Genomic DNA, 24,976 nt, shown 5'->3' with positions numbered 1-24,976 from the left:
GACGTCACGTACCACCTTTTAGGGGGGTTAAAATCCTTAAATTAGCCCGTAATACCACATCTCAAAAGAGGGGGGATTAAGGTGAAGAAAGCGGTATTTTTAACTATCGGTTTAGTGCTTTTGCTCATTCTCACACTGAGTGGGTGTGAGCAAGTAGGCAACTTGTTCAACAAACCACCTGTGTGGCAAAACATTCCAGACCAAACTATTCTTAAAGGTCAAACAGTTACGGTGGATTTGAAAGGGTACGTTAGTGATCCAGACAACAACCTCCAGGATATTGTGCTCAAAACAACGGGTAAGGGAACCATATCGAACGGTGTTTATACTTGGACACCAACCGAAGTAGGAGAGTACACAATAACTGTTGAAGCTATCGACAAAGCAGGTGCAAAGGCAGAAAAGACGTTTAAGGTTGTTGTTCAGAACTCTGGAACACTCGTTGTAAACATCGCACAATACACCTCAGGTCCGGTTGTAGAAGGTGCAAAGGTTGAAGTCAAAGATTCAAACGGGAACTTAAGAGGTGTAGGATACAGCGATAGCAAGGGTATTGCAACTGTGCTCTTCAGATCAGATGCTGAGAAAGAATTCCTTAACGTTTTAATCTCAAAAGACGGGTATGCAAGAACATCGATACTTGGAATGAAATGCTTAAGGGACCAAAAGACCGAAATTACAACGACATTAAGAAAAGCCACAGCAGCTCAGACAACAATGGAAGTTCCTATTGAAGTTGATGTTAAATTCTATGATAGTAAAAATGGTAATCCAGTAGACGTTGCAACTGATGTTACATTAAGCAGCATTTATATTGTTGTAACAGCAACACCTGTTGAATTTGATGGTGGAATCAATATTATATACGCGAAGGCAAATGGCATTCCGGGAGCAAGCTATTTCTCGGCCCCAAGGTTGTACGCAGCAGCGAGTAACGTTCTTGAAGGTTCCTTATCACTTGCAGAATTTGAAGGTGAAATACCGATAGTTGTTGATGTTTACGACCACAACGACAATAAAGTTGAGAAGATTTTCTGGATTAACGTAAAGAGAACACCACAAACTGGTATAACTCCATACATCGTTCAAAGAAACACTGCATATTACACAACTCAGTATGACATTTATGCATATACAAGAAGACAAGCCGTTAAATACTATTCAATGCCAAAAATACCAGAGAATATAAAAGGTGTTGATGCAAATGGTAATACATTTGAACCTGCAGGTGCACCAAACGATGATTCTAACCTCTGGATCGAGGTAAGATGGAGAAGATGGTACTCTGCATCAGGAACTACCCAACCGAAAGCTTACAGAGTTTACAGGTCATTTGATGGCGAAAACTGGTCAGCAATAGCAACGCTTCCAGAAAGTTACTATTACTACAGAGATAGTTCCCCACTTCTTGAAGTTGGAAAGAAGACCTGGTATGCTGTATCTTCGGTTTACGATGGTTACGAAGCAACGCTAACGGTTATTGGTTATGTGACACCACTTCCATTGCTGAATATAGAAGTTGAAACACCGAAGAATGGCTCAACGAACGTATCAAGAGATACAATATTCAAATGGAAATTTGCTGGTGTTGAGGCTTACAAACCAACGGATGAAGAATCTCCGACAACATCGCTTAAATATGTTTACAGTTTGTGGATATATGACTGGATTCAAAATGACATAACGTACTACGGTCTTGGATTCATTAATCCATCTAATAATAATGCCTACTACTATAGATTATTAACAGACACAGAAGAAGTAGAAGTCAAATTTAGTGATTATTTCAAGGGCAATGTTGAAGATCCGGTTTACGGTCCATATTGGATTGACTTTGGATTAGCAGATGCTTATCCATACGACAAGCTCCAGGCAAACAAGACATTTAGCTGGACATTAAGACATGCCTGGGCACAGAAAATATACAATGGTTTGAGTTTGAATGATCCAGACAAGAAGTTTAAATCGGTTGCTTATTCGATACATGCAGATGATACGGGCGTTCTTCTTGGTTCATCATTATCGATAAAACCTTCTGTTTACTACACATTTACAACTGGCATTAATTGAGAAAGGGGGGATAGATGATGAGAAAATTCAGTAGTGCATTATTAATCGTTTCGATTGTTGCGATATTTCTCTTTGTCTTTGCATGTACACCACAGGTTAACAATGGAGCAAAGAATGACAATAAAGCATCTAAATTTGACCAGCCGATACTTTTCGGAAAATTGATTCCAGATGAATATGTTGAAGGAAAATTACTTGTCGGTTATGAATCAAAAGATAGTGCGCTTGAAGTTGCAAGGTTGCTCAACGGAAAGATAGTAGTAGACCTGCCACAGATAAAGATGGTGTCTATAAAATTCAATGGAACGGTTGCAGATGCTTATGCAAAAATAAAGCAAGCGAAAATAAAAGGTATCAGATATGTCGAGCCGAGCTACAAGAGAAGCTTAATTGAACCACTCCCAATAAAGGGTGATGTTGAAAAGGCATCAAAATTCGAGCCAAGATTGACAAGCACAAATCCAAGAGGAAACGAAGAATTTAGCTCGTTGCTATGGGGTGTCGAAGCAGTCGGTGCAACAGAAGTTTGGCCTGAAGCTTCAGGGACAGGAGTAATCGTTGCCGTTGTTGACTCTGGTGTCGATGGGACACACCCAGACTTGCAAGGGCAAGTCATTAAAGGATACAGACCAAGATTTAATGAAGAACTTCCAGCAGGCACAGACTCATCCTACGGTGGTTCACACGGAACACACGTAGCCGGGACGATTGCAGCAAAGAAAGATGGAAAAGGTATCGTTGGTGTGGCACCCGGTGCAAAGATAATGCCAATAGTTATATTCGATGACCCAGCTCTTGTTGGTGGAAATGGTTATGTTGGTGATGACTATGTTGCAGCAGGTATAATCTGGGCAACAGACCATGGCGCAAAGGTAATGAACCACTCTTGGGGTGGTAGCGGATACAGCCATACGATGAAAGCAGCATTTGATTATGCAATGGACCATGGGGTTGTTATGGTTGTTTCTTCAGGTAACGACTACTACAAAGCAGCATTTAAATATCCATGCGGTTACCCAGGAGTCATCAGGGTGGCAGCTGTTGAATACGACGGTGGTACATTCAAGACAACTGGATTTTCTACAAAAGCTGATTCTGTAGTTATTGGAGCACCTGGTGTGAATATTCTTTCCACAGTTCCACTTCCTAAAAGCCTTGGTTACGAGGGGGAATCTGTAGTCTCTGAACAAAATGGCGGAACATATGATTACTACAATGGTACTTCAATGGCAGCTCCACACGTGACAGGTGTTGTTGCGTTATTACTCCAAAAATATAAAGATGCAAAACCATGGCAGATTAGAAAGCTTATTGAAAGTACAGCTAAGGATATTGATGAACCGGGTTGGGACCACTATTCAGGATACGGATTGGTCAATGTTAAAAATGCATTTGCGGCCGGTGCGCTTCCAACCTCTGGTGGAGCGACACTTGATATAGTTGTTACCGATGCTTACGAAAGCTGGGGGATTCCTTCAGTCTTTGTAACTCTCAAGAAGAATATTTCCGGAAGATACCAAGCCTATTACGCAAAAACAGATGCATTTGGTATTGCCCACTTCCCAGCGATTGACACAGGTGAATACGAAGTAATAATCGGAGGACCTGATAGCTACGAAAGATGTGAATCACCAGACGGATTCATGGCATATTACACAGCATTCAGAATGGCAGAGGAAAGGCAGGTTAACGATACAATCAACCTCACAGCGGACGCGACAAAGACGTACAAGTTCACATCGACGTTTACAGTTCAATTCGTCACACCGCTTTCAGGTGCTTCGCTCAAGATCGAGAACCTACTAACAAACGATACATATGAGTTACCATACAATACAAACAAGAAGGTCCTTTCGGCAGAATCCGGATTACTTGTTCTCTCTGTAGCATTGGACACACCAGCTGATACCGACATTACTCTTGAAGGAACCGCAACGGTTAATGGTCACGCACTTCCAATTAGAGTAAATATTCCAATGGGAGAAACGGAGGGATTTGTACTCGATGATATTGGAGCTTATTTTGCTAATATGTATTTTGAGATGCCTTTTGCTTGGTGGACAGTATTTGGACAGAATTAAGTTCGACAATTAACAAAACACCAAACCGATGGGGTGTGTAGCCCCGTCGGTTTTTTTATATGTCTTGCTTTTGCATTCAATGGATAAAGGCACAAACCAATGGTGGAATACTTGGTTTATTTCAGTCGTACTTTTTTCTTCTACGTATTCTTGTGATAGGCACAAGGTTGGAGGGGGTGTTTCAATTCTCAATTTACAGAGTTAAGTATGCATAGCATCAAGAAAGGTCATATAGAAAAAAGAAGAATTAGCCGACTTAAGAACCTGAGAAAATTTTTCTAATTTTTGAACTTTTGCACTTCCTCAATCGTTGGAAACGCAGTTGTCGTGCCCTTTCTTGTGCATGTCAGTGCACCACATTTATTAGCAAAAGAGAGAATGTTTTCGACCGAGAAATTGTTTAGAATCCCATATATGCACCCAGCACTAAATGCATCTCCTGCACCCGTTGTGTCGATTGAATCTACCGTATATGGTTCTCCATACGTTATCTTCTCTTTGCTGGCGTATACACTTCCCTTCGAACCAAGTTTCAAGAAGATGTTCTGTATCCCAAGGTTCAAGAGTATGCTTAGGGCTTCAAATGTATTTAGCGTATTTGTGATTTTCAACGCCTCCTCTTCGTTAAGTGAAACGAAGTCTATCCCACCAAGCATTTTCGGTTCTACATACTCGCACAATTCGAGAAAGATGGGTTTACCCAAGGTCTTCAAATATGATATTATTTCATCAGATTCTCCTGCACCGACTTGGTAAAAGATAAGGTCAGAACTTTTTACTGTTTTTTCGTGCATTGCAATGTCTTCAGCGCAAAGCATACCATTTGCTCCAGGATAGTTGAACATTGTGTTTTTTCCATCGCCTTCAACAACGATAAACGTGAAGCCCGTGCGTGTGCCGGGCTTCACATTAATTAGAGGAATTACGCCGAATGACTGTAGTTGAGAAATTGCTCTTGTGCCGAGTTCATCATCTCCTATGTTTGCAATGAGCTGAGTCTGGATGCCAAGCTTTTGCAGTGCAACTGCGATATTTGTTGCCTTACCACCAATAGAGGTTTCTACGTTCTCGGATACATGGTTTTTGCCAATCTCTATAGTGTCTACTGAGTAGTTGAAATCGATGTTTAACTTTCCAATACACGTTACAATCATTTGAGATTTTTCAATTCCTCCTGTGCACTTTTTACAGCATCCTCGTGTGTTTTGATAAGCCATGGGTGAGCTTTACCCGAGACAACTTTTTCAAACATTTCTTTCGCCTTAGCTTTTTCTCCAGTCTTAAGATAGAGATAACCAAGCTCTAAATATATGTTCGGATAATTTGGCGTAAGTTTTAAAGCGGCATTGAGAAGCTCTTCGGATTTTTTATAGTTGTAAAGTGGCCACGGGACATCTCTGTATCTCATACCGGACGCGATGAGTGCGAAGGTTTTATAAAGTCTTTGCTCTTCGTCGTTTTCGTTAAGAAGTTTTATAGCGTTGTCGATGTATTTGTCAAAATCCCCTAGCATGAATAGACTTTGAACAATACCTTTGTATTTTGCCAATCTCCCGATTGCAGAACCAGCAATATACGAAGCCCTACCGTTCTTTGGGTCGAGTTTCAATGCCATTTCAGCATATTGGCGTGCTTTTTCGTACGTTTTTTCCTTTTCCTTATCACTTGCACCCCACACACCGTATTCCATATACGCATCTGCAAGTATAGTCAGAAGCCTTGCGTCTTTGTCGTAACCGGGAATCCCTTCGATAGTCTTAATCACTTTGAGAATCTTCTCTACGTCGTAATCTCTTCTTGCTTCGTAGAACATCCTGTTTAGTTCTTCACTGGTAACGTTACCGAAAACTGATATAAAAAGAAAGACGATGAATAAACTTGTTACAAAAAACAACCGCGAACCTTTCATACCCCTACCTCCCCTTGAGTTAGTGTGGTAATTTACAAAGATATTATACAGTTCAAAGTGTAAATCCTTGCATCGGTTTAATGATTTCTATTCGCAATTTTTCTTTTATAAACTAAAAGAGCAATTTGTAGCTTCTTTTTTCGCAAGAAATCTTCTAAAAAATGAAACAAAAGCCCCGCCATAATTAGGCGAGGCGTTCTTATTGTATTCATTATAATGCTTATTTTAGTTTTTTCAGTTCTTCTTGCGCAGTTTTGACAGCTTCTTCGTGGGTTTTTACAAGCCATGGATGTGGACCCATTGAAATAACTTTTTCAAACATCTCCTTTGCTTTCGTTTTATCTCCGGTTTTTAGATACAAAAAACCAAGTTCAAGGTATATGTTTGAGTAGTTAGGAGTTAGTTTAGCTGCTGTATTCAGCTGTTCTTCGGATTTTTTATAGTTGTAAAGTGGCCACGGGACATCTCTATTCCTCATTCCGGCTGCGATGTAAGCAAATGTTTTATATAATCTTTGCTCTTCGTCGTTTTCGTTCAGTAGTTTAATTGCATTGTCGATGTATCTGTCGAAATCTCCAAGCATGAATAGGCTTTGAACAATGCCTTTGTACTGTGCGAGCCTACCAATTGCGGCACCTGCTATGTAAGACGCTCTTCCATTCTTTTGGTCGAGTTTCAATGCCGTTTCAGCATATTGGCGGGCCTTTTCGTAAGTTTTTTCCTTTTCCTTGTCGCTAACTCCCCACAGACCGTATTCCAAATATGCATCCGCGAGAATTGTTAAGAGTGTTGTATCTTTGTCAAAATTTGGTGTTGACTCTATCGTTTTTATCACGTTCTGTATCTTGTTCACATCTCGGTCTCTTCTCGCTTCGTAGAACATCTTGTTCAAATCTTGAGCTTTAACTTCAGCAAAAGTAAATGTGCTCAGTAAGAGTGCAACTAACGTTACCACAAAAATCCACCCGAACTTTCTCATCCTTATCCCTCCCTGTTTTGGTTTCAGTGTATGCCACTTTTCAAAGTTTTACATTTCTAACATTGTAAATTATATCAAAACTTTTATGGATTTTTGCAACACATTTTGAAATTTGCTTTTGTGGTATAATAAAAATTGATAGATACTGGAATGAAAGCAACCTTGAGTTAGGAAAAGGGAGTGGAGGTTATAATAGATGAGCAGTAAAAATGCGAGAAATGATTTAAGGATCCTTTTTCTTGGCACTCCAGAATTTGCCGCACGTTATCTGGAATTTTTGCTGGAAAAAGGCTACAATGTGGTAGCTGTTATATCACAGGCGGACAAACCACGTGGCAGGGGTCAGAAGTTGTTGCCCACTCCTGTAAAGGAGGTGGCTTTGAAGCATAATATCCCTGTTTTTCAACCCAAAAGCTTGGTGAAGGAAGGAACGGAGATAATCGAGAAATACAAACCTGATATCGGAATTGTTGTTGCCTACGGCAGGCTTTTGAAGAAACCTTTCTTAGATGCTATACCATTCTATAATGTTCATGCTTCTCTTTTACCTAGATACCGCGGTGCAGCTCCTATGCAAAGATGTCTGGAAGCAGGGGAAAAAATTACAGGGGTTACGATATTTAAAATTTCTGAAGGGATGGACGATGGTGATATAGCTTTGCAAAAACCGTTTGAAATTGGTGAATGTGAAACACTTGGCGAATTGTATGAAAAGATGATTAATTATGGAACAGAATTACTCGACGAATTCTTGAAAAGATATCCGGTGCCACTCGTTCCGCAAGACCACTCACAAACCAGCTACGCCCCTAAGATAGACAAGAATGATTTGCACGTTGATTTCTCAATGCCGGCTGAGATGGTAAGGAACAAAATACGGGCGTATGACCCAGTTCCAGGTGTGAGAGCAAGGTTAAACGGTACGGAGGTCAAACTCTTTGGCGCTTGCGTGATAGAACAAAATGATGAGTATAGTGCATACAAACCAGGTACGATAATTTCAGTAGACAAATCAAATGGAGGATTGATTGTTTGTGGAAAAGATGCACTGTGGATAAAGTATATCCAGTTTCCAGGGAAAAGCAAGATAGGGTTTAGTGACGCGAAAAATGGAGGACTTGTGAGAGAAGGTATGCGTTTAGAAAGAATTGATCAAGCCCCATGTTGTGAAAGGTAAAAAAAGATGGAAAAGCAATCAGGGAGTGAGGTGCATGGAAGTTATTAAGGTGAAAGAGCTTGTAGAAGTCTTCGAGGAGCTTGAGAAACGATACGGACCGAAATGGTATGAGCATGTTCATGTTGACGTTAATACAGATACAGATGGGACTATCCGTGCAGTAGTGACGCCGACAATCTTCAAAGTTTCTAAAGTAAAAGAGTCAAAGAGTGAAGAATATTCTTCAGAACTTACAGTAGAAAAGAAAGATGAACATTTGCAAAAAACGCTACCTAAAATTGAAAATCTTGAGGAGAAACTTAAAGAATATGAAAATCCGAGGATTCATGTAACGATAAGTGAAGATGAAATGAAAGCATACGTAACCATCATCCCGGGCTTTGAAAAAGAAGTGCCTACAGTTGAAGAATTAATGAAAGTCCTAACTAATTCCGGAGTGGTTTATGGAATTAAGAAGGACGTGCTGGAAAAGATTGTCGAAGAGAAGCTAACATATCAACAGATAATAGTCGCAGAAGGTGTTGAGCCAACTCCTCCAGTGGATGCGATGATAAATTACAAATTCAATACATCAAAAGATTTTACAGGCTTTGACGAATTTCCAAGATGCTGTGAAGGACAGGTACTTGCTGAGAAGGTACCTCCGAAAGATGGAGAACCAGGTAAGACCGTGACAGGAAAAGAATTGCCTAGCCGGAAAGGTAAGGATTTTGATTTAAGGAAATATGCAGGCGAGAACACAAAGGTGGTTGATAATAAAATAATAGCTACCATCGAAGGTCAGCCATGTGTTGATGACAATGGAGTGGTGCATGTAAGGGACGTTCTTGTAATTGGTGAAAGGGATTTGGAAAAAAGCCAGAAAATAAATTTTCCAGGAACAATTATCATTACATGCAATCTGGATGGAGCCTTTAAGATAACCGCTGGTAAGGATTTAAGGGTGAATGGGTTGGTTTCCGGTAGTGTCAGAATAAAAGCAGGTAGGGACGTGTATATAAAAGGTGGTTTTTTTGGCAGAGGTAAAGGTGCCATAGTTGCTGATGGGAGCGTTACTGTGCAGTTCGTTACAGAAGGTTTGGTGATTGCGCAAAAGGATGTGAATGTGCAAGATTACATAATGAACTCTGATGTGATAGCCGGAAGAAGTGTTAAAGTCACTGGGGAAGGTTTGATTGTTGGAGGTAATGTGAAAGCAGTTGAGCTTATAGAAGTTAAAAGTATTGGTAACAAATATGGCTTAGCAACGAATGTTGAAGTTGGTATAGATTTTGAATATGAAACAACCAAGGCTGAAATTACTTTTAGATGAATTGAACGATGTGAGCGGATATATTGTTAAGCTGCGGACTGCGTTCGAAAAAATATCTGGAGCGACGATTAAGAAGGACCAACTGAAAAGCCTTATTGTTCAATTAGAAGCGAGGAGGGAGGAAATTATAAGCGAAATCAGCAAGTTAAGGCAAAAGTTAAAAGTCTTGAAACACGTTTCAGTTCAGGAAGTATTGAAAATGAATCCAAGGATTATAATCAAAGAGACTTGTTTTGCTGGTGTCACAATAAATATCCTTGGCGAGGTTTATAAAACCACGTTTGAGTTAGGTCCCAGGGCATTGAACTTACAAGCGCTAAAAGAGTTAAAATATCAAAACAAAGGATACTGAGAAAAAATTCCCGTGTGTTGGAGTCCAACACACGGGACAATGTCTTTTACTGGGGGATGGGGAGGGGGAGAAATTTATTTTTTTGCATTGTTACCAATCCTAAAGTAGTCAAGATTTTCGTCGTGTTCAATTTTTTTATATCTGTGACTTGCTGCCTCATACATTCTGTTTATTATCGCTCTTAAATCGCTTCCTTCCGAAAGTTCATCTACAACTTTTTTGAGCTCATTAACGAATTCAAACTGGAATTCCTTTTCATCAAAACGGATTTGTTCTTGTAGCGAAGCGGGGATGTCTGGATTAATCTTCCTGAGAAGCTTTATAATAAACTCTGCAAACACATCCCTGACATCGCTTTTTCTCTTTGCTTCGGCAAGTTTTTCGCGATATTCTGTCTCAAGTTCATGTTCATACTTTACATAACTTAACATCTTTTCTCTGCTCTCCATACAATCCCCCCTTAACTGAGCTACCACAAGATGGAGACCCCGCCTTTAAATCTACACCTAATGTAAAGAAACTCTTTGGATATCTTTTCCATAAATTTAGACCTTTCATTCTCGAAAAACGTTCAAGAAAATTTTAAAATTGTAAAAAACTTGTGTGAAATAGTTCATTTTTGAGCTTGAGCTTTATTTTTGAACATCGTTCTTATTTTTTCCCATTAGGTATGCATACCACGAGGCACCGAAGATTATAAGAATCATACTCACTATCTGTGCCGCCCTAAGATTGCCTGCCATTAAGCTATCAAGTCTTAGACCCTCAATCCAAAATCTCCCAATGGAGTATAGAACTAAGTAAAGTGCTGTTGTTTCTCCGAACTGTTTTTTTCTTTTTTCCACGATGAAGTATAGTATTACAAAGACCGCCAAATCCCAAAGGCTTTCGTAAAGGAATGTGGGATGAAAATGTGTATTCATATCAAATCCAGGAACTCTCTTTTCTGGTGGAACGTACATTCCCCACGGTAGGTTAGTAGGTCTTCCATAGGCTTCGTAATTGAAGAAATTTCCCCATCTTCCGATTGCTTGGGCAACTGGGAGAACGGAGGTGAAAAGGTCAGCAGCGTGAACAAAGTTGAATCTTTTTTTCAACTTTGAATAAACGTATATCGTTATTAGTGCAGCAAAAAAAGCTCCATGTATCGCAAGACCACCATGCCAAATCTTCCATATCTCAGAAGGATATCTCGAGTAATACGACCAGTTAAAAGCAACATAGTATACCCTTGCTCCGAGGATTCCAAATATAACCCCCCAGAATAAACCCTCGTCGAGGTCTTCAGGGGTTATAGGGTAGTTCTTTAGTCTTCTTCTGGCAAGGAAGTAGCCAGTGAATATCCCAGTAGCAATGCATACACTATACCATCGAAGCCGAAAGTTTCCAATTTGGAAGATATAGTCTCTGACAATCAGTCTTCCTGAGAAAACCTCTCTAAGAAATAAAAACAAAGCAGAAACGACAGCCAGCAGGATAACAAAAATAACTACAAACCTAAAAAGTTTGTTCTTTGCCACAACTTCTCCCCCTTTTTTAAGCTTTCGATTTTTCTCATGATTTCACATCTTTCATAGCTTCATTTATCTTTTTGCCTCTTTCTCAAATCCCTTTCCCAGAGTTGTTGGTAAACATAGCTTACTTTTGATAGTTTTTCTTTCACGGATTCATCAAAAGGCAAGTAGCGCCAGAATATTTCACGCACTGGTTTGTCGAGTTTCTGTATACCGTTTGATTCTTTTGAAATCCACATTATGTAATCCTTAATGAAGTATTCAGCTGGTTGACCTTTCAGTTTGTTTTCTTGAAGGTATTGGTAGTATTCGCCTGTTAAACCTTCTTCCATCCATCTGCCGAACGAAAGTTCTTTTTCTAATTTCCATCTGTATTCTCCGAATGCCTGGAAAAACGGGTCTGTGCCTTTTCTGGAGAAGATTGGAACGACAATTCGACCTCGTCCGTAGATATTTACCCCTTCAATAGGTTCCCAGCAAAAACCATTTTCTCCGTAACCTGGCACCAAAATAACATAAGGTGGCATGTAAACTTCCGTTCCTTTTATCGTTCTTTTCAATGTTGTTGGGTCAAGTAATTTAAATTCCTCGAAAAGTTTTAGTGAGTATTTCTTTGAAAATATCGAATTGACTTCCCTTAGGTAATTTGTCGTGAGTGCTGGATATTGGATGCCCAATTTCCCAATAGCCTTTTTAACCATCTGCCTGATTACTTGTGGTTCGGTAAAAAGAGAAGTGGTTGTATCTTTCGATGTTTGTGGTATTTGCTGAATTGATGAAGTTTGTTCTTTTGCTTTGTCGAGGGTTTCTTTCAAAGTTTTTATATCGTTATCCAGTTTTTTGAGTTTCCCAATACTTTTAATTATCTCATCAAATATGGTATACACACCCTTTGTGTATGGACCTTTGCCTTGCACACCTTTCACAAGGTCCCTCAGTTTTTCTTCCTCTATGCTCCTTTCAAAAAGTTTTCTCTCGTATTCTTTCTCAATCCATGTGTAATCGAATGTGCGCTTTTCTTGTTGCTGGTCCTGAATGACTTCTTCGAAGGTTGATGGTGGTATTTTTCCGCTTTTCGCCGAAATTAGCCATTCATCAACGTAGTAAAAGGTGTCGTCTGAAGCTGATGATATGCATTCTTTGATTCTTTCTAAGTCTTCTCTGGTTAGATACCTTGGGTCAACTAATCCAAGGCGTATGAAAAGCTTTTGTTCGATATGAGATGTTTCTTCTAATTTCTGCGCAATGGCTTCGTAAACTTTCCAAAATACTTCAGTGAATTGCTCTTTGTATTCTGAGAAATTTTCTTCGTGCAGTCGCTTTATCGTTAAAAATTCCTCTTTTATATCATCCTGAATGCCTGAGAAAAGTTTGTCAAAGTATTCTTTTTCTTCCATCTTGCATTACCCTTTCCACACAAGTTTTAACTTGTCTTTTGAAAATTCAATGGTGTAAACGTTTCTATAACCACGTTCAAGTAGCTTTTTTGCCATTATTTCGCCATTTTTGAATGAAGCAACAAGGTAAGCATCGGCTGAAATCCTTGTTTCAAGAGGTAAAACAACTATGCCCTCAATCTTGGTTCCAATCTTTTTTTCATCCTCATCCAGGAAGGCAACGATGTTGTGGGATTGCCTTGTTGAAATTAAATGCACCAACAATTTGCCCACAACACCTGCTCCGTAGATACATAGGTCCCTTTTGCCAGCGATTTTCAGGAAGATGTCTGCGAACTTGAGTTCGATATTCTTATACATCTGTGCAATTTCTGATAGGTAACCCAGTCTCAGATAGTTTAACCGAATAAGTCCTGTGTTAGTTAATTTGTAGGTTCTATTTACCTTTTCGACTAACCCTTCTTTCTCGAAGTCCTTCAAGTATTTATTCACAAGTGAAGGCACGATCCCTGATTTCAAGGCTAATTCAGAATGTTTTGTTATACCTTCTGACAAAGCTTGGAGAATAGCCATGCGTCTGAAAACTGGAGAATATTCGAAGAACACATATTCACCGTGATGCTCCATGTTTTTTGCTTGTTCGTCCATTCAATTTCCCCCTAAAAATAATTAAATAACAAACCTTTCCAGTTCTGCTTTGAATCTTTCAATTTCATCTTTTATGTTGGAGATTGCTTCTTCCAGTTGTTCTATTCCAGAGTACAACTCCTCAACTGCTTCGTGTGCAGTCCTAGATGCGTTCACTATTTTCTCAACGTTCGTTGTAGATGCTTGTGATACTTGCAGGATAGTATTGAGTGATTCTCTTACTGAAGTTAGTCTTTTGGTGATTTTTTCTGTTATAAGCGTTGTTGATGTAACGATGTTTTCTACGTTTTCAAGTGACTGTCTACCCTCTTTTGCAAGATTGCGTGCAGAATTGGATAGTTCCATAATCATCTCAGCAATCCTTGATAAACCTTCTCTATCAATGTTCTGTTTGCTTGTTTCGATAGATACGTTTATTGCTAAAACGGTTATACTATCTGAAATGTCTGTTATCTTATCGGTTAGTTTTCCAAGAGATTCCGTAAGCATAGCGAGTTTTGAAGTGTATTCGGTAATCTGTTCGATGGTGTTGGTGAACTCGTTGAGACCGTTGATTGTTGTCTCGGTTTCTGCACGACTTTCTTCTAAATATGCGGCAAACTCTTCAAGAGAACGGTCTAACTGAGTTGCTGCTCCTTCTGTGTTTTCAGCCATAGCCTTGATTTCAGAAACAGACGAGAATGTATGAATGATATTTTCTGAGATATTTCTCACAAGGTTGTTTGAAACTTGAAGTTGATACCTCTGCCTTTTCAGAAGTAATTCCGCAACGAAAAAGCCAGCTACAAAGGTAAGTACGATAAGTATTGGAACAATGAATTTGAAAAAGCTTGAAAGGAAACTTGCAAGTTCACCATATAGTTCATCATGGCGAGCAGCATGAGCTAAATAGTATTTTCCATCGAAAGCAAAAGCGACGTATCGTTTAACACCTTGGTATGTGTACGAGTAGATTCCAACCTTATTTGACTGTATATACTCAAACAGACCAGGAACAGCTTTCCTAACATCCAAGCCTACCTTTTGCTTATCTGTGTGTTCAACAGTTATGCCGTTTTCATCGATGAGATAGTAATAACCAAAAGTTGGTTCTCTTTCAAAGACTTTTTGTGAGACGCCTGCATTTGTGATTGAAACGACTTCTTGCAAGAAGGATTTCGTGCTCACTTGTTCGACTATTTTGTTGACACGTGGAATAATTATCGTAAGCAATATACTACTCCATGCTATAACGAACAGTGAAACGGTCAGTGCGTAACTCCAAGAAAGCCGCCATACCTTCTTCATTCTCTGTTCCCTCCTTGTAAGTTTAATAACCTGTCTATTTTTTGCTACAACTTCTCAAGGATTTCACCGACACTTTCGCCATTCCAAACAAATAGGTTCGTTTCCACTTCAATTTCTTTTAAGTTCTTATATTCTTCAGATTCATTAAAGATAATTTGGAATGACTCTAACTGTTTTTGAACTGGTGTTACGTTTTTTCCAAGTATTACAGCCAAGAACTTGCCTAATTCTATCCTCGCGATAGTATCGGAAAGTTGCTCTTCAAGGAATTTGACGAAGGTTCTCAGCAGTTGGTTTGTGTAATCTGTGCCTTTCGAAGTGTAGAGTTTTCTTAAGTTTAGCAACTTAATACTGACAAATGAAAGCGGCAGTTGGTTCCGTTTTGAGAAATCGATTAAATTTACTATTTTTCCAGTTATCGCATGCCTGTCGTAAGCCCCGGTTATCTCTTCTAATTCTTTCTGACTTCCGAGTAGCTTATGATAGTTTATCAGGTCAAAAATCAGCGAGATACTGTAATTTGCAAGAGCAAGAATTCTTTCGGCAACCTCTGGAACTTTTGGATTTTCTATGATTATGAAACCTATAGGTTCTTCTTTTCTTGTTATCACTTCCCCTATAGCATTTTCTATCTTTCGTTCCGTATCTTCATAGTAAACATCAATGTATTTAAAATAACTAAAGAATCTAATTTCTTTCGCTTTCTCGAAAACCGAATTGGGATTTGAGAGCTCTTTGTTTCCAAATGCATAAACTCGTGCATGTGAGTATGTCGAGACGCAAGCGTAAAAGTTATCAAACTCAAACAGCTCCGTGAATAGGTTGTATATTTTCTTCATTACCAGTTTTTCGTCGTAAATGTACTCGGAAAGTTGAAGAATTTCTTTTGTTATAGTTGAATCACGAAGGCTTTCTTCAAGTATATCAACAAGTTCTCCGAATGGCTCAATGTGAAGTGCGTAAAGCTCTCTCGACCATTCCATGGAGAATGGTTTAGCTACGAATTCTAAAACCGTTCTTTCTATTTCACTTTGTGATGCTGTCTTTTTCAAAAAAGCGTTAGCACCACTTTTCTTTGCCCAGAATGGGTTTATAGTTTCTTCAGCGCCTGTGAGAATCATTATTCCAACATTTTTAAATGTACTAAAGCTCCTGATAAATCGTGTGAAATGGACACCATTTAATTTTGGCATCACGTAATCTACGATAACAGTATCAGGAAGGAAAGAAAAAAATCTATTAAGTCCTTCAAGTCCGTCTTTCGCAACCTCAACGGCGTATCCGTGAATTTCCAGAAGGTTTTGTAAATAGGTTCTCCAAACTGCAGAATCATCAACAACAAGAACCTTTTTCACTTATTGTCACCACCTTTACCCTTATTTTTTTAACTTTTCATGCGTTGGTGTCTTTTGTTTGTTGTTTTGCCTCAGCGTTAAACATTTTAAGCATTTCCCTTATTTTTTCAATCTCCAGTTTTTCGTACCGCTCTCCAAGTTGTTTAGCAATATTTTCAGGGAGGTATGGAAATTTCGGGGTTCTTTCTATTATGAAATAGACACCTTTCTTTTTCAGCTCACTAACATGTTCTGCACCATCGCCCCCTAACCCGCCAAGGACTATTACTACGAAATCTTTATTGGCGAATTTCTTCATTGAACTGAACAGAATAGATATGGAAGGATGAATCGTTTCTTTTGAAGTGGTTTCATCAACAACAGTAACGGCATTACTGCCTAGAAAAATCAAGTCTTTTCCGCCTTCTGGTATGTATACTCCAGGTTCTAAGAAAACAGGTCCTTTTACTATTGTGACTTTTTGATTTGTTTCAGAACGTATATGCTGTGCAAAAGTTTCTATTGCACTACTTGTAAAATGAATATTAACTATGACAGGAAAATTCAATTTCTCACCGAGTTTTAGTATCTCAACAGCTTGCGAAGGACTTCCTGCTGAACCGACGATAATTACTTTCTTTGCATTTGCCATATAACATTCTCCTGATTGAACGAATTATGATTTAAGATATCGCAAAGGTAATTCATATTAGTTATTTTAGTCCTTTGCTGAGAATCTACGATGTTCAAGAACTTGCACGCGGAAATTCTCACATTTTCCTTTTCCCAACAATTTCTCACAGTTTTAAACATTACTGGATAAACCTTTCAATCAAACGTACCAATCTTTCAGGTGGTTCATCTTTTGAAAGGTACGCGTTCGCTCCGACTTCTAATCCCTTAGAGAGTTGTTCACTTGTAAGAGTGCTAAAGATTATTATCGGCACGTTCTTGTTTAGCTCCCTTATTCTCCTTGTTGTTTCAAAGCCATCAATGCCAGGCATTTCAACATCGCATACAATAACATCCGGGTTTTCCTTTTTAAATATTTCAATGCCTTCAGTTCCATTTTCCGCCTCGAAAACGGTGTAACCAAAGTTTACTAAGAATTTTCCGAGTATAGTTCTTGTTACCACAGAATCGTCTATAACCAAGACTTTGCGGACTTTTTCCGAAGGTTTCTGGAGTTTAAGGAATTGCTCCGGTGATATTATTGGCAAAGGATAGACAAAGATATTCTTTACGAAACCTTTTATCATGTCATAGCTTTCATTAGAAACCTGCCCATCGAAGATGCCTATTAAATTGCTCACTAAAAGAGCTTTGTTATTCTTCGTAATGATTGCGAACCGTGGCAATGTACAACTGAAGGTTATATCGTACAATTTGTCTTTGTGCTTGAGCTGTCCATCTTTGATTTCCGCTTTGCTAACGATTTCCAATATATCTTGTAAATCGATGCAGAACCGCAATTCATCAGCTTCTACAACGAGAACTCTCACCAAGAAGGTCTTGATTGGGAAATGGACGATAAATTTTATTCCTTTGCCTGCTGCTGAAACAACTTCGACATCTCCGCCTCGTGCTGTTGCAAAGTTTTTCACAACATCGAGTCCTATACCTCTGCCTGCTGTTTCATCTGCATTGTCTTTTGTAGAAAAACCTGGGACAAAAATAACTTCTTCCGGTTTTAGATTACCCAACCCTTTTTCAATAGCTTTTTGCCTGATTTTTTCAAATTCCAATCCTCTTCCATCGTCTTCAATTTCTAAGAACAATTCGTTACCCTGCACATAGCTTCTGATTATTATTCTCCCTACTTCAAGTTTTCCTTTTTTAGTACGTTCCTCTGGCAATTCTATACCATGTGCAATAGCATTTCTAACCAAGTGAGTTAGCATATTCAAAAGCATTTCAGAATCTTTCTTTTCGATTCTTTCTTCTCCTATCTGGAGTTCGAGTTTTACTTTTTTCTTGTTCGAAAAGGCTTCTTGCATAACCAAGACGTCGAAGTTCGCAAGGATTTGTCTCAGCTTGACGTAGAAAGTATTTTCAAGTATAGATACTAGCTTTTGTTTTACAAGTCGAATTTCGCGGAGTGCGTTTTGTATATCCTCACGCATTAGGCTGTTTTCTGCGCTCAGTGTGTTTGAGAGTAACTCTTGAAGTAGTTCAGAAGGGATGGTTTCGCTTGAAGTTACGTAAACTTTTGCTTCTGTCTGTATTTTTCTACCCTCTAGGATATCTACATAATGCTGTAATTCATCATCTGTGAGGTCAGAATTTTTTTTGAGAACTTCTGGAACCACCATGAGTAACTTCAGCATGAAGTCTTCTGTTATCACATCTTCACCGTTCATTTGTCGCTTGAAGTAATCTTCGATTTTGTGGAATAGTTGTTTAAATTTGTCGAAACCTACGAGGCTTGCAGAGCCTTTTATCGTATGAAAAAGGCGATAAATCTCATGTATCGAATTTGGGTCCTTGTTTTCAATGAATGATTTAATCAACTCTATCGCTTCTTGCCCTTTTTCGTTCAATTCTTGAAGGAATACTTCCAAGAAGTCCATACCATCATCCCTTTGTATATTTTTTGCTTTTATTTGTTGCTAAAGGTAATTACGAATGCTCAAGGATTTTGTATATGCCTTCCGGAGTTTCAAGATACGTTTCGTTAGAAGTTTCTTTTCTCAAAATATTACCATCTGAGATGGCTACCCTTGAAGTTCTATATGCGACGTTTTGCGTTATTACAACGAACTTCCCGGTGTCGATATTTTTGACGGGGATAATTTTATTGTAATCTATAAATCCATCCCACTCTTCTATTTTAAAGGGTGTAACTACATCGGCAGAGAGGATATTCAATACGTTTGATAAAGGCATCGCAAACGTGTTACCAACTATTACATATTTGTTTTTTAGTTCTCTAATGCGTTCTTTTTCATCGTTTTTTCTGTCTTGTTTTACCACCCGTGCTGTTTTGGGAAGGGTGACACAATATGTGTTGTAAACGTAATAGTGTTGTTGCGTGCAGCCTTCAGCGGCAACAATTACTCCGCTGTATTCACTCAGCCTTCTGAACTGATCGTCTTTATTTAACGGAGTATCTGGCGAAAATGGGATAGGAACTGCTTGGACTTTTTCGATGATTCTTGTGACACCAAATGCGTATTCTTTTAATATCAAATAATATTTGAACACAGGTTCATCTAAGCCACTGTGTGTTACAACAGGGTAAAGGAACCCATCGTGCAATGCGAAACCGAAGACTTCTATCTCCTTTGGTGCTGGAAATGCAACGTTACTGACGCCAATTACTAAGCTTGCATCTATCGCTAACCGGACAACTCCGTTTTTGTGTTCCACCTCACAAAAATAAAACTCTTGTGACATCGCACCACCTCTTTTATTTCTTACTTTTTCAACTTTGTTCGAAAGTCTAAAGCATGTTTGATTTGCCATATCTCGTCATCTACACTGTTTAAAAAAAGAGCACATTGCAACGATTGTTTTGCATCCTCAATATCGTTTAGCTCAAGTTCAATCAACGTTTTGTATTTCCAAAGCAGGTAGTTTGTTTGGTATTTCTTACAGGATTCTTTTACGATATCGTATGCCTTTTGAAATGCCTTTTTTGAAAGATATTCTTCAACTAACTTGATACGCTCCTCTAATTCTATCCCCTCAAATGTTTTTTTGAGTAGTTTGGCAATTTCGATTTCTTGCTGTTTTTCACTTTCGAGTTTTTCGATTTCTGTTAAATTTTTGTGCCTTCCCAGGAATGTGGATTTAATTGTTTTGATTTCCGTATGTTCACTTTGTTTTGACATTTTTTTATAGAATGTTCCCACATCGTTAAAAGCTGGTGAGAAGTGCTCCAAAACTTCTGGGAAGTATTCACCCGCACCAAATATTAAAAATCCATCATCTTTAAGCAGTGAAGAAATTTTCTGTATTGCCTCATCGATTCGCTCAATGTAAAGCAAGACACGTCTTATAAAAATTATATCAAATCTTTCATGCTTTCCTAAAAAACTATGTCCAGCATCTAAAATATTGCCGTGGAAAAATTCAATGTTATGTCTGTATTGTTTTTTAACGCAGTATTTACCATCTACAACATCGAAATATTTTTCTATCTGTTTTTTTGAAAGAAACCGCACACTCCAGAAATTGTAGCAACCCACCTTGGCTTGTGATATTCTTTGGAAATTGACATCAATACCTTTTATGGAACACTCTACCCCAGCTTCGTTGCAAACTATCGCAGTTGAGTAAACTTCCTCCCCCCGAGAACAGCCTATGGAAAGTATATTCCACGAAGGTCTTTCTTTGAGTATCTTTCTCAGTTTTTCGAAAGTTTGGATATCTCTGAAGAAATACGAGTCTCCTATTGTTAAGTTCTCCAAAACAATGGATTCAAGAAGCACGGGTGTCAGTGCTTCAGAAATTGGTTCGATGTTTTTGATGAGTCTTTCAATGTGAATTTTTTGAGCCTTTATGCCGTGCCTTTTTAGGATTTCTTCAATCTGGTTTTTAAGCATTGCGTCTTTTGAACCTTCAAACGCACTCGAGATGTTAAGCATGTTACCATTTCCTTTCGTAAAACTTTATCAAAAATAATTATACCACTTTTCGGATAATTCCAAGCAGTTATCGGATTAAATCATCTGTAATTATTTACGTGTTTGTGATATACTTTCAAAATAGAACAGAAGTAATTCTCAGGTAACCTTTAGACGATGGAGGGAAATTAATGGATACACGGCAAGTAAAGAACGTGGGTGTGATAGGATACTCAGGTAATCCTAAAGAAACTCCGGTTAAAGAAATTGCTGAGCTTTGTCTGAAACTGGGAGAGGAACTTGGCAAAAGATACAACGTATTCACCGGAGGAAGAGATGGTGTGATGGAATTAGTTTCAAAAGGTGTGAAATCGGTTGGAGGATTTTGTGTGGGCGTGCTTCCTTGGGAAGGAGAAGATTCTAACGAATACAACGATGTGGTTATAAAAACGGGATTGGACTTTCAGATGAGGTCATTTATCCTCGTGAAGAGTGTTGATGCTGTGATATCTGTGGGTGGAGAGATAGGAACGGCTATAGAAATCTTGGCAGCTTATGCGAATAAAAAGCCTGTAATTTTACTTCGTGGAACGGGTGGTTGGACAGATAGAATCGCAGACGTTTTGATTGATGGAAAATACCTTGATAATCGGAAGTTGGTTGAAGTATACCAAGCGATGAGCGTAGAAGATGTTGTAGAAATCTTAGAAAGAATCGCAAAATGAAAACGCCAAAGGAGAGAGAAATGAGCATGCTGGGTTCAATCAAATATAAATTGAAACAGGTTTTAAAATATCTTCCAGTTGTGCTTGTAACGATTTTTTGGGGTGCGTCGTTTGTTGCTACGAAATTTGTTGTTAATGTTTTTGAACCATTCCCTGCAGCACTTTACAGATTTTTGATAGCACTGTTTATACTTTTACCATTTACGAGAAAGAAAAAGATAGCAAATATTAATGCTTTTTGGTCAGGATTCTGGGGCATCACTATGTATTTCGTTTTTGAGAACACAGCGTTAAGGTATACCTCACCAACAAATGCGGCTGTTATTGTCTCAAGTGTCCCGCTTCTGTATGTGCTTTTTACTCACGTATTTCACAAAGTTAAAACGAATAAGTACCATTACTTGGGTTCTGTTTTAGCGTTTCTTGGAGTTGCCCTCGTTATTTTGAACGGAAGGATGATGAAACTTAACCCATTAGGTGATATTCTTGCGTTTGGAGCAGCGATTTCTTGGGTATTCTATACTCACTATGTGGTTAGAATAAAAGATGTGGTGGGAATTGACCAGACATTTTCAATCACATTTTGGGGTGTTGTTACGCTGGTCCCGTTCTCCCTTTTACAAAATATGCAAGCTAAATTCGAAATAAAAAGCGTATCTAGTTTGATTTACCTTGGTATTGTGTGTTCTGCACTGGGGTATTTGTTGTGGAACAAATCAATTGAGGTGATAGGTGACAGAAAGACTACAAATTTCATATATTTCATCCCTCTGGTAACAGTTATATCAGAGTTTGTGTTGATGAAGTCAAAACCGACAATTTACAACATTCTGGGAGTGACAATGTTGATATTAGGATTATACATCTTTGAAAGGGGAGAAGAGTATGGCAAAGAACGATTTGGGAATTGACCTCGGAACAGCGAACTTCATAGTTTACCAACAGGGTAAAGGTATCGTATTAAACGAACCTTCTGTGGTGGCTATCGAAAGGAAAACTGGCAAGATTTTGGCTATAGGAACAGAAGCAAAAGAGATGTTCGGAAAGACACCTGAAGACAAAGTTTTGGCGGTTAAACCGATGAGGGATGGAGTTATCGCAGACTATACCATCATAGCAGAAGTGCTTAAATACTTTATGAAAAAGCTCAACAAAGGGTTATTTTTCAAATGCAACATGGTTATCGGCATTCCAACAAAGACAACGAGTGTTGAGCAAAGAGCAGTTTACGATGCGGCTTTAAAAGCCGGGGCAAAACGGGTGCATATAGTTCTTGAGCCAACTGCCGCTGCTATTGGAATTGGACTCGATGTGATGAAACCGATGGGGAATATGATTGTGGATATCGGCGGTGGAACTACAGATATCGCCGTGATAAGTATGGGAGGTATCGTTGTTGGAGATTCCATAAAGCTTGCCGGTAATGCACTCGATGACGCTATTGTTAAAGGGGTTAGAAGAAACTTCGGACTGCTCATTGGTGATACAACGGCAGAGGAGATAAAAATAAAAATAGGAAAAGTTCATCCGGACGTAGAAGATTTAGAACTGGAAGTAAAAGGAAGAGACGCGGTAACAGGACTTCCAAGAACAGAAGTTATCAACTCAACGGATGTTTATAAGATGATTCGACCTGTGGTTGACAACATCATTTCAAGGATAAAACTTGTGCTTGAGAAGACTCCTCCTGAACTTTCAGCGGATATTGTAGAACATGGGATTGTGTTAACTGGTGGCGGTGCACTTTTGAGAGGGATTGATAAAGCGATAGAGGAAGACATAGGTGTACCTTGTAGGATTGCCGATGAACCATTACTGTGCGTTGCAAAAGGGACTGGTAAGTTGCTTGAAGACGAAGAATTGCTGAAACATGTTGCAGTGACTTATGAAAAGTGATATTTGATTAAATTGGAGGGATTTCTTTGTACCGTGGTGTGTATACAGCAGCAATGGGTATGCTTGCCGACGTAACAAAAATGGATGTTTTGTCAAATAATTTAGCAAATGTTGAAACAAACGGCTACAAAGCCGACACTCCTGTTTTCAGAGCTTACCTGACACGTGAGATATACCGTATAAAGCCTGAGCCAGAAAATAGAAGGGTCGAATTTTCAAAGGTAGGCGATGTCGAACAAGCTATCATCGTTGACGAAATTCGTACACACTACGCTCAAGGTATTATAGAACAAACTAATATTCCAACGCATTTGGCTATAAATGGTGAAGGCTTTTTTGCGGTGAGAAAAGGTAACGAAGTGCTTTACACAAGGAATGGAGAATTCATTGCAAATAGCAATAGACAACTGGTAAATACACAGGGGTATTATTTGCTCGATTCAAATGGTCAAATTGTTACACTCCCTGAGAATGGATACATCGACGAATCAGGAAATGTTTACGATGCCAACAGGAATATTGTTTCAAGAATAGCTATCTACACACTTCAAAATCCAAGAAAAATGGGAGAAACCCTCTTCACCGGTCAAGCACAAATAGTAAATGTAGATGACCCTAATTCGAATGTTAGGATTTTGCAAGGATACGTAGAAAAATCAAATGTGAATGTCGTGCGTGAAATGGTGAAATTGATAGAGGCTCAAAGACACTACGATGCAACATCGAAGGCGATAGTTGTTCACGATGAGTTACTGAACAAAGTCATAAACAACGTTGGAGCTCTGAGGTAATTAAAAGGTGAGGAGGGGTATAGATGATTAACAGTTTATACACCGCAGCAACGGGCATGTGGGCTCAGCAGTTCAAGATGGATACAGTTTCAAACAACATTGCAAACGTTGATACTGCAGGATATAAGAAAGTCAAAGCCGAATTTCAAGATTTAATTTACAGTTATTCAAAAAACGCAGGTGCCGCAACCGCTCAGAACTCAACGACACCAACAGGTATCTACGTTGGTCATGGAGTCAGACTTGCAGCGACGACAAGACTCTTTACACAAGGAAACATAGAAAACACAGGTAATGCGTTGGATTTGGCGATTAGTGGCGATGGGTTCTTCCAGATACAACTGCAAGATGGAAGAATTGCCTACACAAGAGATGGTCAGTTCAAGATAGATAGCCAAGGTAGAATTGTAACAGCAAACGGTTTGCTTTTATCACCTGCCATTGTGGTACCACAAAATGCGGTTTCCCTTACTGTTTCACCGGACGGTATAGTCTCTGTTGAGTTACCTGATGGAACTATCCAACAACTTGGTACGATAACTTTAACGCGGTTTGTCAACCCAGCAGGGTTAAAATCGATAGGAGATAACTTGTACGTAGCGACTGCGGCAAGTGGTGAACCAATTGAAGGGACTGCTGGTCAGGACGGATTTGGAACCATTATGCAAGGATACGTGGAAAAATCAAACGTAGATGTGGTTAAAGAAATGGTTGACATGATTACCGCGATGAGGGCTTACGAATTTAACTCGAGGTCCATCATGACGGCAGACCAAATGCTCCAAACGGCAAGTAACTTGAGAAGATAATAACTTGGCTTTGTAAGGCAAAAATAATCCAGCCCCCGAGGCGTATGCCTTGGGGGTTATTTTTAACTACGGTTTGGTAGTTTATACATCGAAATATTGTGATATAATATTGTGGAATATTTTGAGA

Annotated in this window: 23 protein-coding genes; 10 read left to right on the top strand and 13 right to left on the bottom strand. The window is 39.0% G+C overall.

Annotated features, from left to right (window positions below; all coding sequences use genetic code 11):
• Nucleotides 1-81: 81 nt before the first annotated feature.
• Nucleotides 82-2,070, top strand: a complete 1,989-nt coding sequence (locus JM64_RS09475) for an Ig domain-containing protein (protein ID WP_064012396.1) — start codon at nt 82-84, stop codon at nt 2,068-2,070.
• 17 nt (nt 2,071-2,087) lie between these two features.
• Nucleotides 2,088-4,151 carry a S8 family serine peptidase gene (locus JM64_RS09470; protein WP_231882386.1) on the top strand — a complete coding sequence of 688 codons (2,064 nt, stop codon included), beginning with the start codon at nt 2,088-2,090 and terminating at the stop codon, nt 4,149-4,151.
• A gap of 278 nt (nt 4,152-4,429) precedes the next feature.
• Here JM64_RS09470 and JM64_RS09465 read toward each other — a convergent pair whose 3' ends face one another.
• The 3 genes from JM64_RS09465 to JM64_RS09455 form a co-directional block, all read right to left on the bottom strand.
• The gene (locus tag JM64_RS09465; protein ID WP_064012394.1) at nt 4,430-5,305 is read right to left on the bottom strand and encodes a carbohydrate kinase family protein; all 876 of its coding nucleotides are present in this window, start codon (nt 5,303-5,305) and stop codon (nt 4,430-4,432) included.
• A complete protein-coding gene (locus JM64_RS09460) occupies nt 5,302-6,060 on the bottom strand; it encodes a tetratricopeptide repeat protein (protein ID WP_064012393.1) in 759 nt (252 codons plus the stop codon). Before JM64_RS09460 ends, JM64_RS09465 begins: the two co-directional genes overlap by 4 nt.
• A 220-nt stretch (nt 6,061-6,280) precedes the next feature.
• Nucleotides 6,281-7,039: a tetratricopeptide repeat protein gene (locus JM64_RS09455; protein WP_064012392.1), complete on the bottom strand. Its 759-nt coding sequence runs from the start codon at nt 7,037-7,039 to the stop codon at nt 6,281-6,283.
• A gap of 196 nt (nt 7,040-7,235) precedes the next feature.
• Between JM64_RS09455 and fmt the strand changes: the two genes are divergently transcribed.
• From fmt to JM64_RS09440, 3 genes are read left to right on the top strand one after another with little or no spacing between them, the layout of a single operon-like run.
• The gene (gene fmt, locus JM64_RS09450; protein WP_064012391.1) at nt 7,236-8,216 is read left to right on the top strand and encodes a methionyl-tRNA formyltransferase; all 981 of its coding nucleotides are present in this window, start codon (nt 7,236-7,238) and stop codon (nt 8,214-8,216) included.
• Between the two features lie 34 nt (nt 8,217-8,250).
• Entirely contained in the window at nt 8,251-9,528 is a 1,278-nt protein-coding gene (locus tag JM64_RS09445) for a DUF342 domain-containing protein (RefSeq protein WP_064012390.1), read from the top strand.
• On the top strand, nt 9,488-9,880 hold the full coding sequence (locus JM64_RS09440) for a hypothetical protein (RefSeq protein WP_064012389.1): 393 nt from the start codon (nt 9,488-9,490) through the stop codon (nt 9,878-9,880). The genes JM64_RS09445 and JM64_RS09440 overlap by 41 nt, the downstream gene beginning before the upstream one ends.
• A 74-nt stretch (nt 9,881-9,954) precedes the next feature.
• Here JM64_RS09440 and JM64_RS09435 read toward each other — a convergent pair whose 3' ends face one another.
• From JM64_RS09435 to JM64_RS09390, 10 genes are all read right to left on the bottom strand, one after another.
• Nucleotides 9,955-10,329: a hypothetical protein gene (locus tag JM64_RS09435; protein ID WP_064012388.1), complete on the bottom strand. Its 375-nt coding sequence runs from the start codon at nt 10,327-10,329 to the stop codon at nt 9,955-9,957.
• A gap of 183 nt (nt 10,330-10,512) precedes the next feature.
• Complete coding sequence (gene lgt, locus JM64_RS09430; RefSeq protein ID WP_156487937.1) at nt 10,513-11,400, bottom strand: prolipoprotein diacylglyceryl transferase; 888 nt, start codon at nt 11,398-11,400, stop codon at nt 10,513-10,515.
• 59 nt (nt 11,401-11,459) lie between these two features.
• A complete protein-coding gene (locus JM64_RS09425) occupies nt 11,460-12,791 on the bottom strand; it encodes a hypothetical protein (RefSeq protein ID WP_064012387.1) in 1,332 nt (443 codons plus the stop codon).
• A 6-nt stretch (nt 12,792-12,797) separates the two neighbouring features.
• The gene (locus JM64_RS09420) at nt 12,798-13,439 is read right to left on the bottom strand and encodes a winged helix-turn-helix domain-containing protein (protein ID WP_014451848.1); all 642 of its coding nucleotides are present in this window, start codon (nt 13,437-13,439) and stop codon (nt 12,798-12,800) included.
• A 21-nt stretch (nt 13,440-13,460) separates the two neighbouring features.
• Nucleotides 13,461-14,726, bottom strand: coding sequence for a hypothetical protein (locus JM64_RS09415; RefSeq protein WP_064012386.1), 1,266 nt, complete (start codon nt 14,724-14,726; stop codon nt 13,461-13,463).
• A 44-nt stretch (nt 14,727-14,770) separates the two neighbouring features.
• Nucleotides 14,771-16,081, bottom strand: coding sequence for a GGDEF domain-containing response regulator (locus tag JM64_RS09410; RefSeq protein WP_064012385.1), 1,311 nt, complete (start codon nt 16,079-16,081; stop codon nt 14,771-14,773).
• A gap of 37 nt (nt 16,082-16,118) precedes the next feature.
• On the bottom strand, nt 16,119-16,712 hold the full coding sequence (locus tag JM64_RS09405) for a chemotaxis protein CheB (RefSeq protein WP_014451845.1): 594 nt from the start codon (nt 16,710-16,712) through the stop codon (nt 16,119-16,121).
• A gap of 160 nt (nt 16,713-16,872) precedes the next feature.
• Entirely contained in the window at nt 16,873-18,630 is a 1,758-nt protein-coding gene (locus JM64_RS09400) for an ATP-binding response regulator (RefSeq protein ID WP_064012384.1), read from the bottom strand.
• A 49-nt stretch (nt 18,631-18,679) separates the two neighbouring features.
• A complete protein-coding gene (locus JM64_RS09395; RefSeq protein WP_064012383.1) occupies nt 18,680-19,456 on the bottom strand; it encodes a hypothetical protein in 777 nt (258 codons plus the stop codon).
• 20 nt (nt 19,457-19,476) lie between these two features.
• Nucleotides 19,477-20,649, bottom strand: a complete 1,173-nt coding sequence (locus JM64_RS09390) for a CheR family methyltransferase (protein WP_082868385.1) — start codon at nt 20,647-20,649, stop codon at nt 19,477-19,479.
• 170 nt (nt 20,650-20,819) lie between these two features.
• Here JM64_RS09390 and JM64_RS09385 point away from each other — a divergent pair, with 170 nt between their 5' ends.
• Genes JM64_RS09385 through flgG form a run of 5 tightly spaced genes read left to right on the top strand, consistent with a single transcriptional unit; the run spans nt 20,820 to nt 24,849 of the window.
• The gene (locus JM64_RS09385; RefSeq protein ID WP_064012382.1) at nt 20,820-21,353 is read left to right on the top strand and encodes a TIGR00725 family protein; all 534 of its coding nucleotides are present in this window, start codon (nt 20,820-20,822) and stop codon (nt 21,351-21,353) included.
• Nucleotides 21,354-21,379: 26 nt separating this feature from the next.
• Nucleotides 21,380-22,264 (top strand): DMT family transporter, encoded by an 885-nt coding sequence (locus tag JM64_RS09380; protein ID WP_064012632.1) that lies wholly within the window; start codon nt 21,380-21,382, stop codon nt 22,262-22,264.
• Nucleotides 22,239-23,249: a rod shape-determining protein gene (gene mreB, locus JM64_RS09375; RefSeq protein ID WP_064012381.1), complete on the top strand. Its 1,011-nt coding sequence runs from the start codon at nt 22,239-22,241 to the stop codon at nt 23,247-23,249. Before JM64_RS09380 ends, mreB begins: the two co-directional genes overlap by 26 nt.
• Before the next feature lie 26 nt (nt 23,250-23,275).
• Nucleotides 23,276-24,040 (top strand): flagellar hook-basal body protein, encoded by a 765-nt coding sequence (locus tag JM64_RS09370; protein ID WP_064012380.1) that lies wholly within the window; start codon nt 23,276-23,278, stop codon nt 24,038-24,040.
• A gap of 23 nt (nt 24,041-24,063) precedes the next feature.
• Nucleotides 24,064-24,849, top strand: a complete 786-nt coding sequence (gene flgG / locus JM64_RS09365) for a flagellar basal-body rod protein FlgG (protein ID WP_064012379.1) — start codon at nt 24,064-24,066, stop codon at nt 24,847-24,849.
• Nucleotides 24,850-24,976: the final 127 nt, after the last annotated feature.

The sequence above is a fragment of the Fervidobacterium pennivorans genome (genome assembly GCF_001644665.1).
Classification (GTDB): Bacteria; Thermotogota; Thermotogae; order Thermotogales; family Fervidobacteriaceae; genus Fervidobacterium; species Fervidobacterium ngatamarikiense.
The sequence above is the reverse complement of the archived record's forward strand: the minus strand, read 5'-3'. Positions and strand labels throughout refer to the sequence as shown.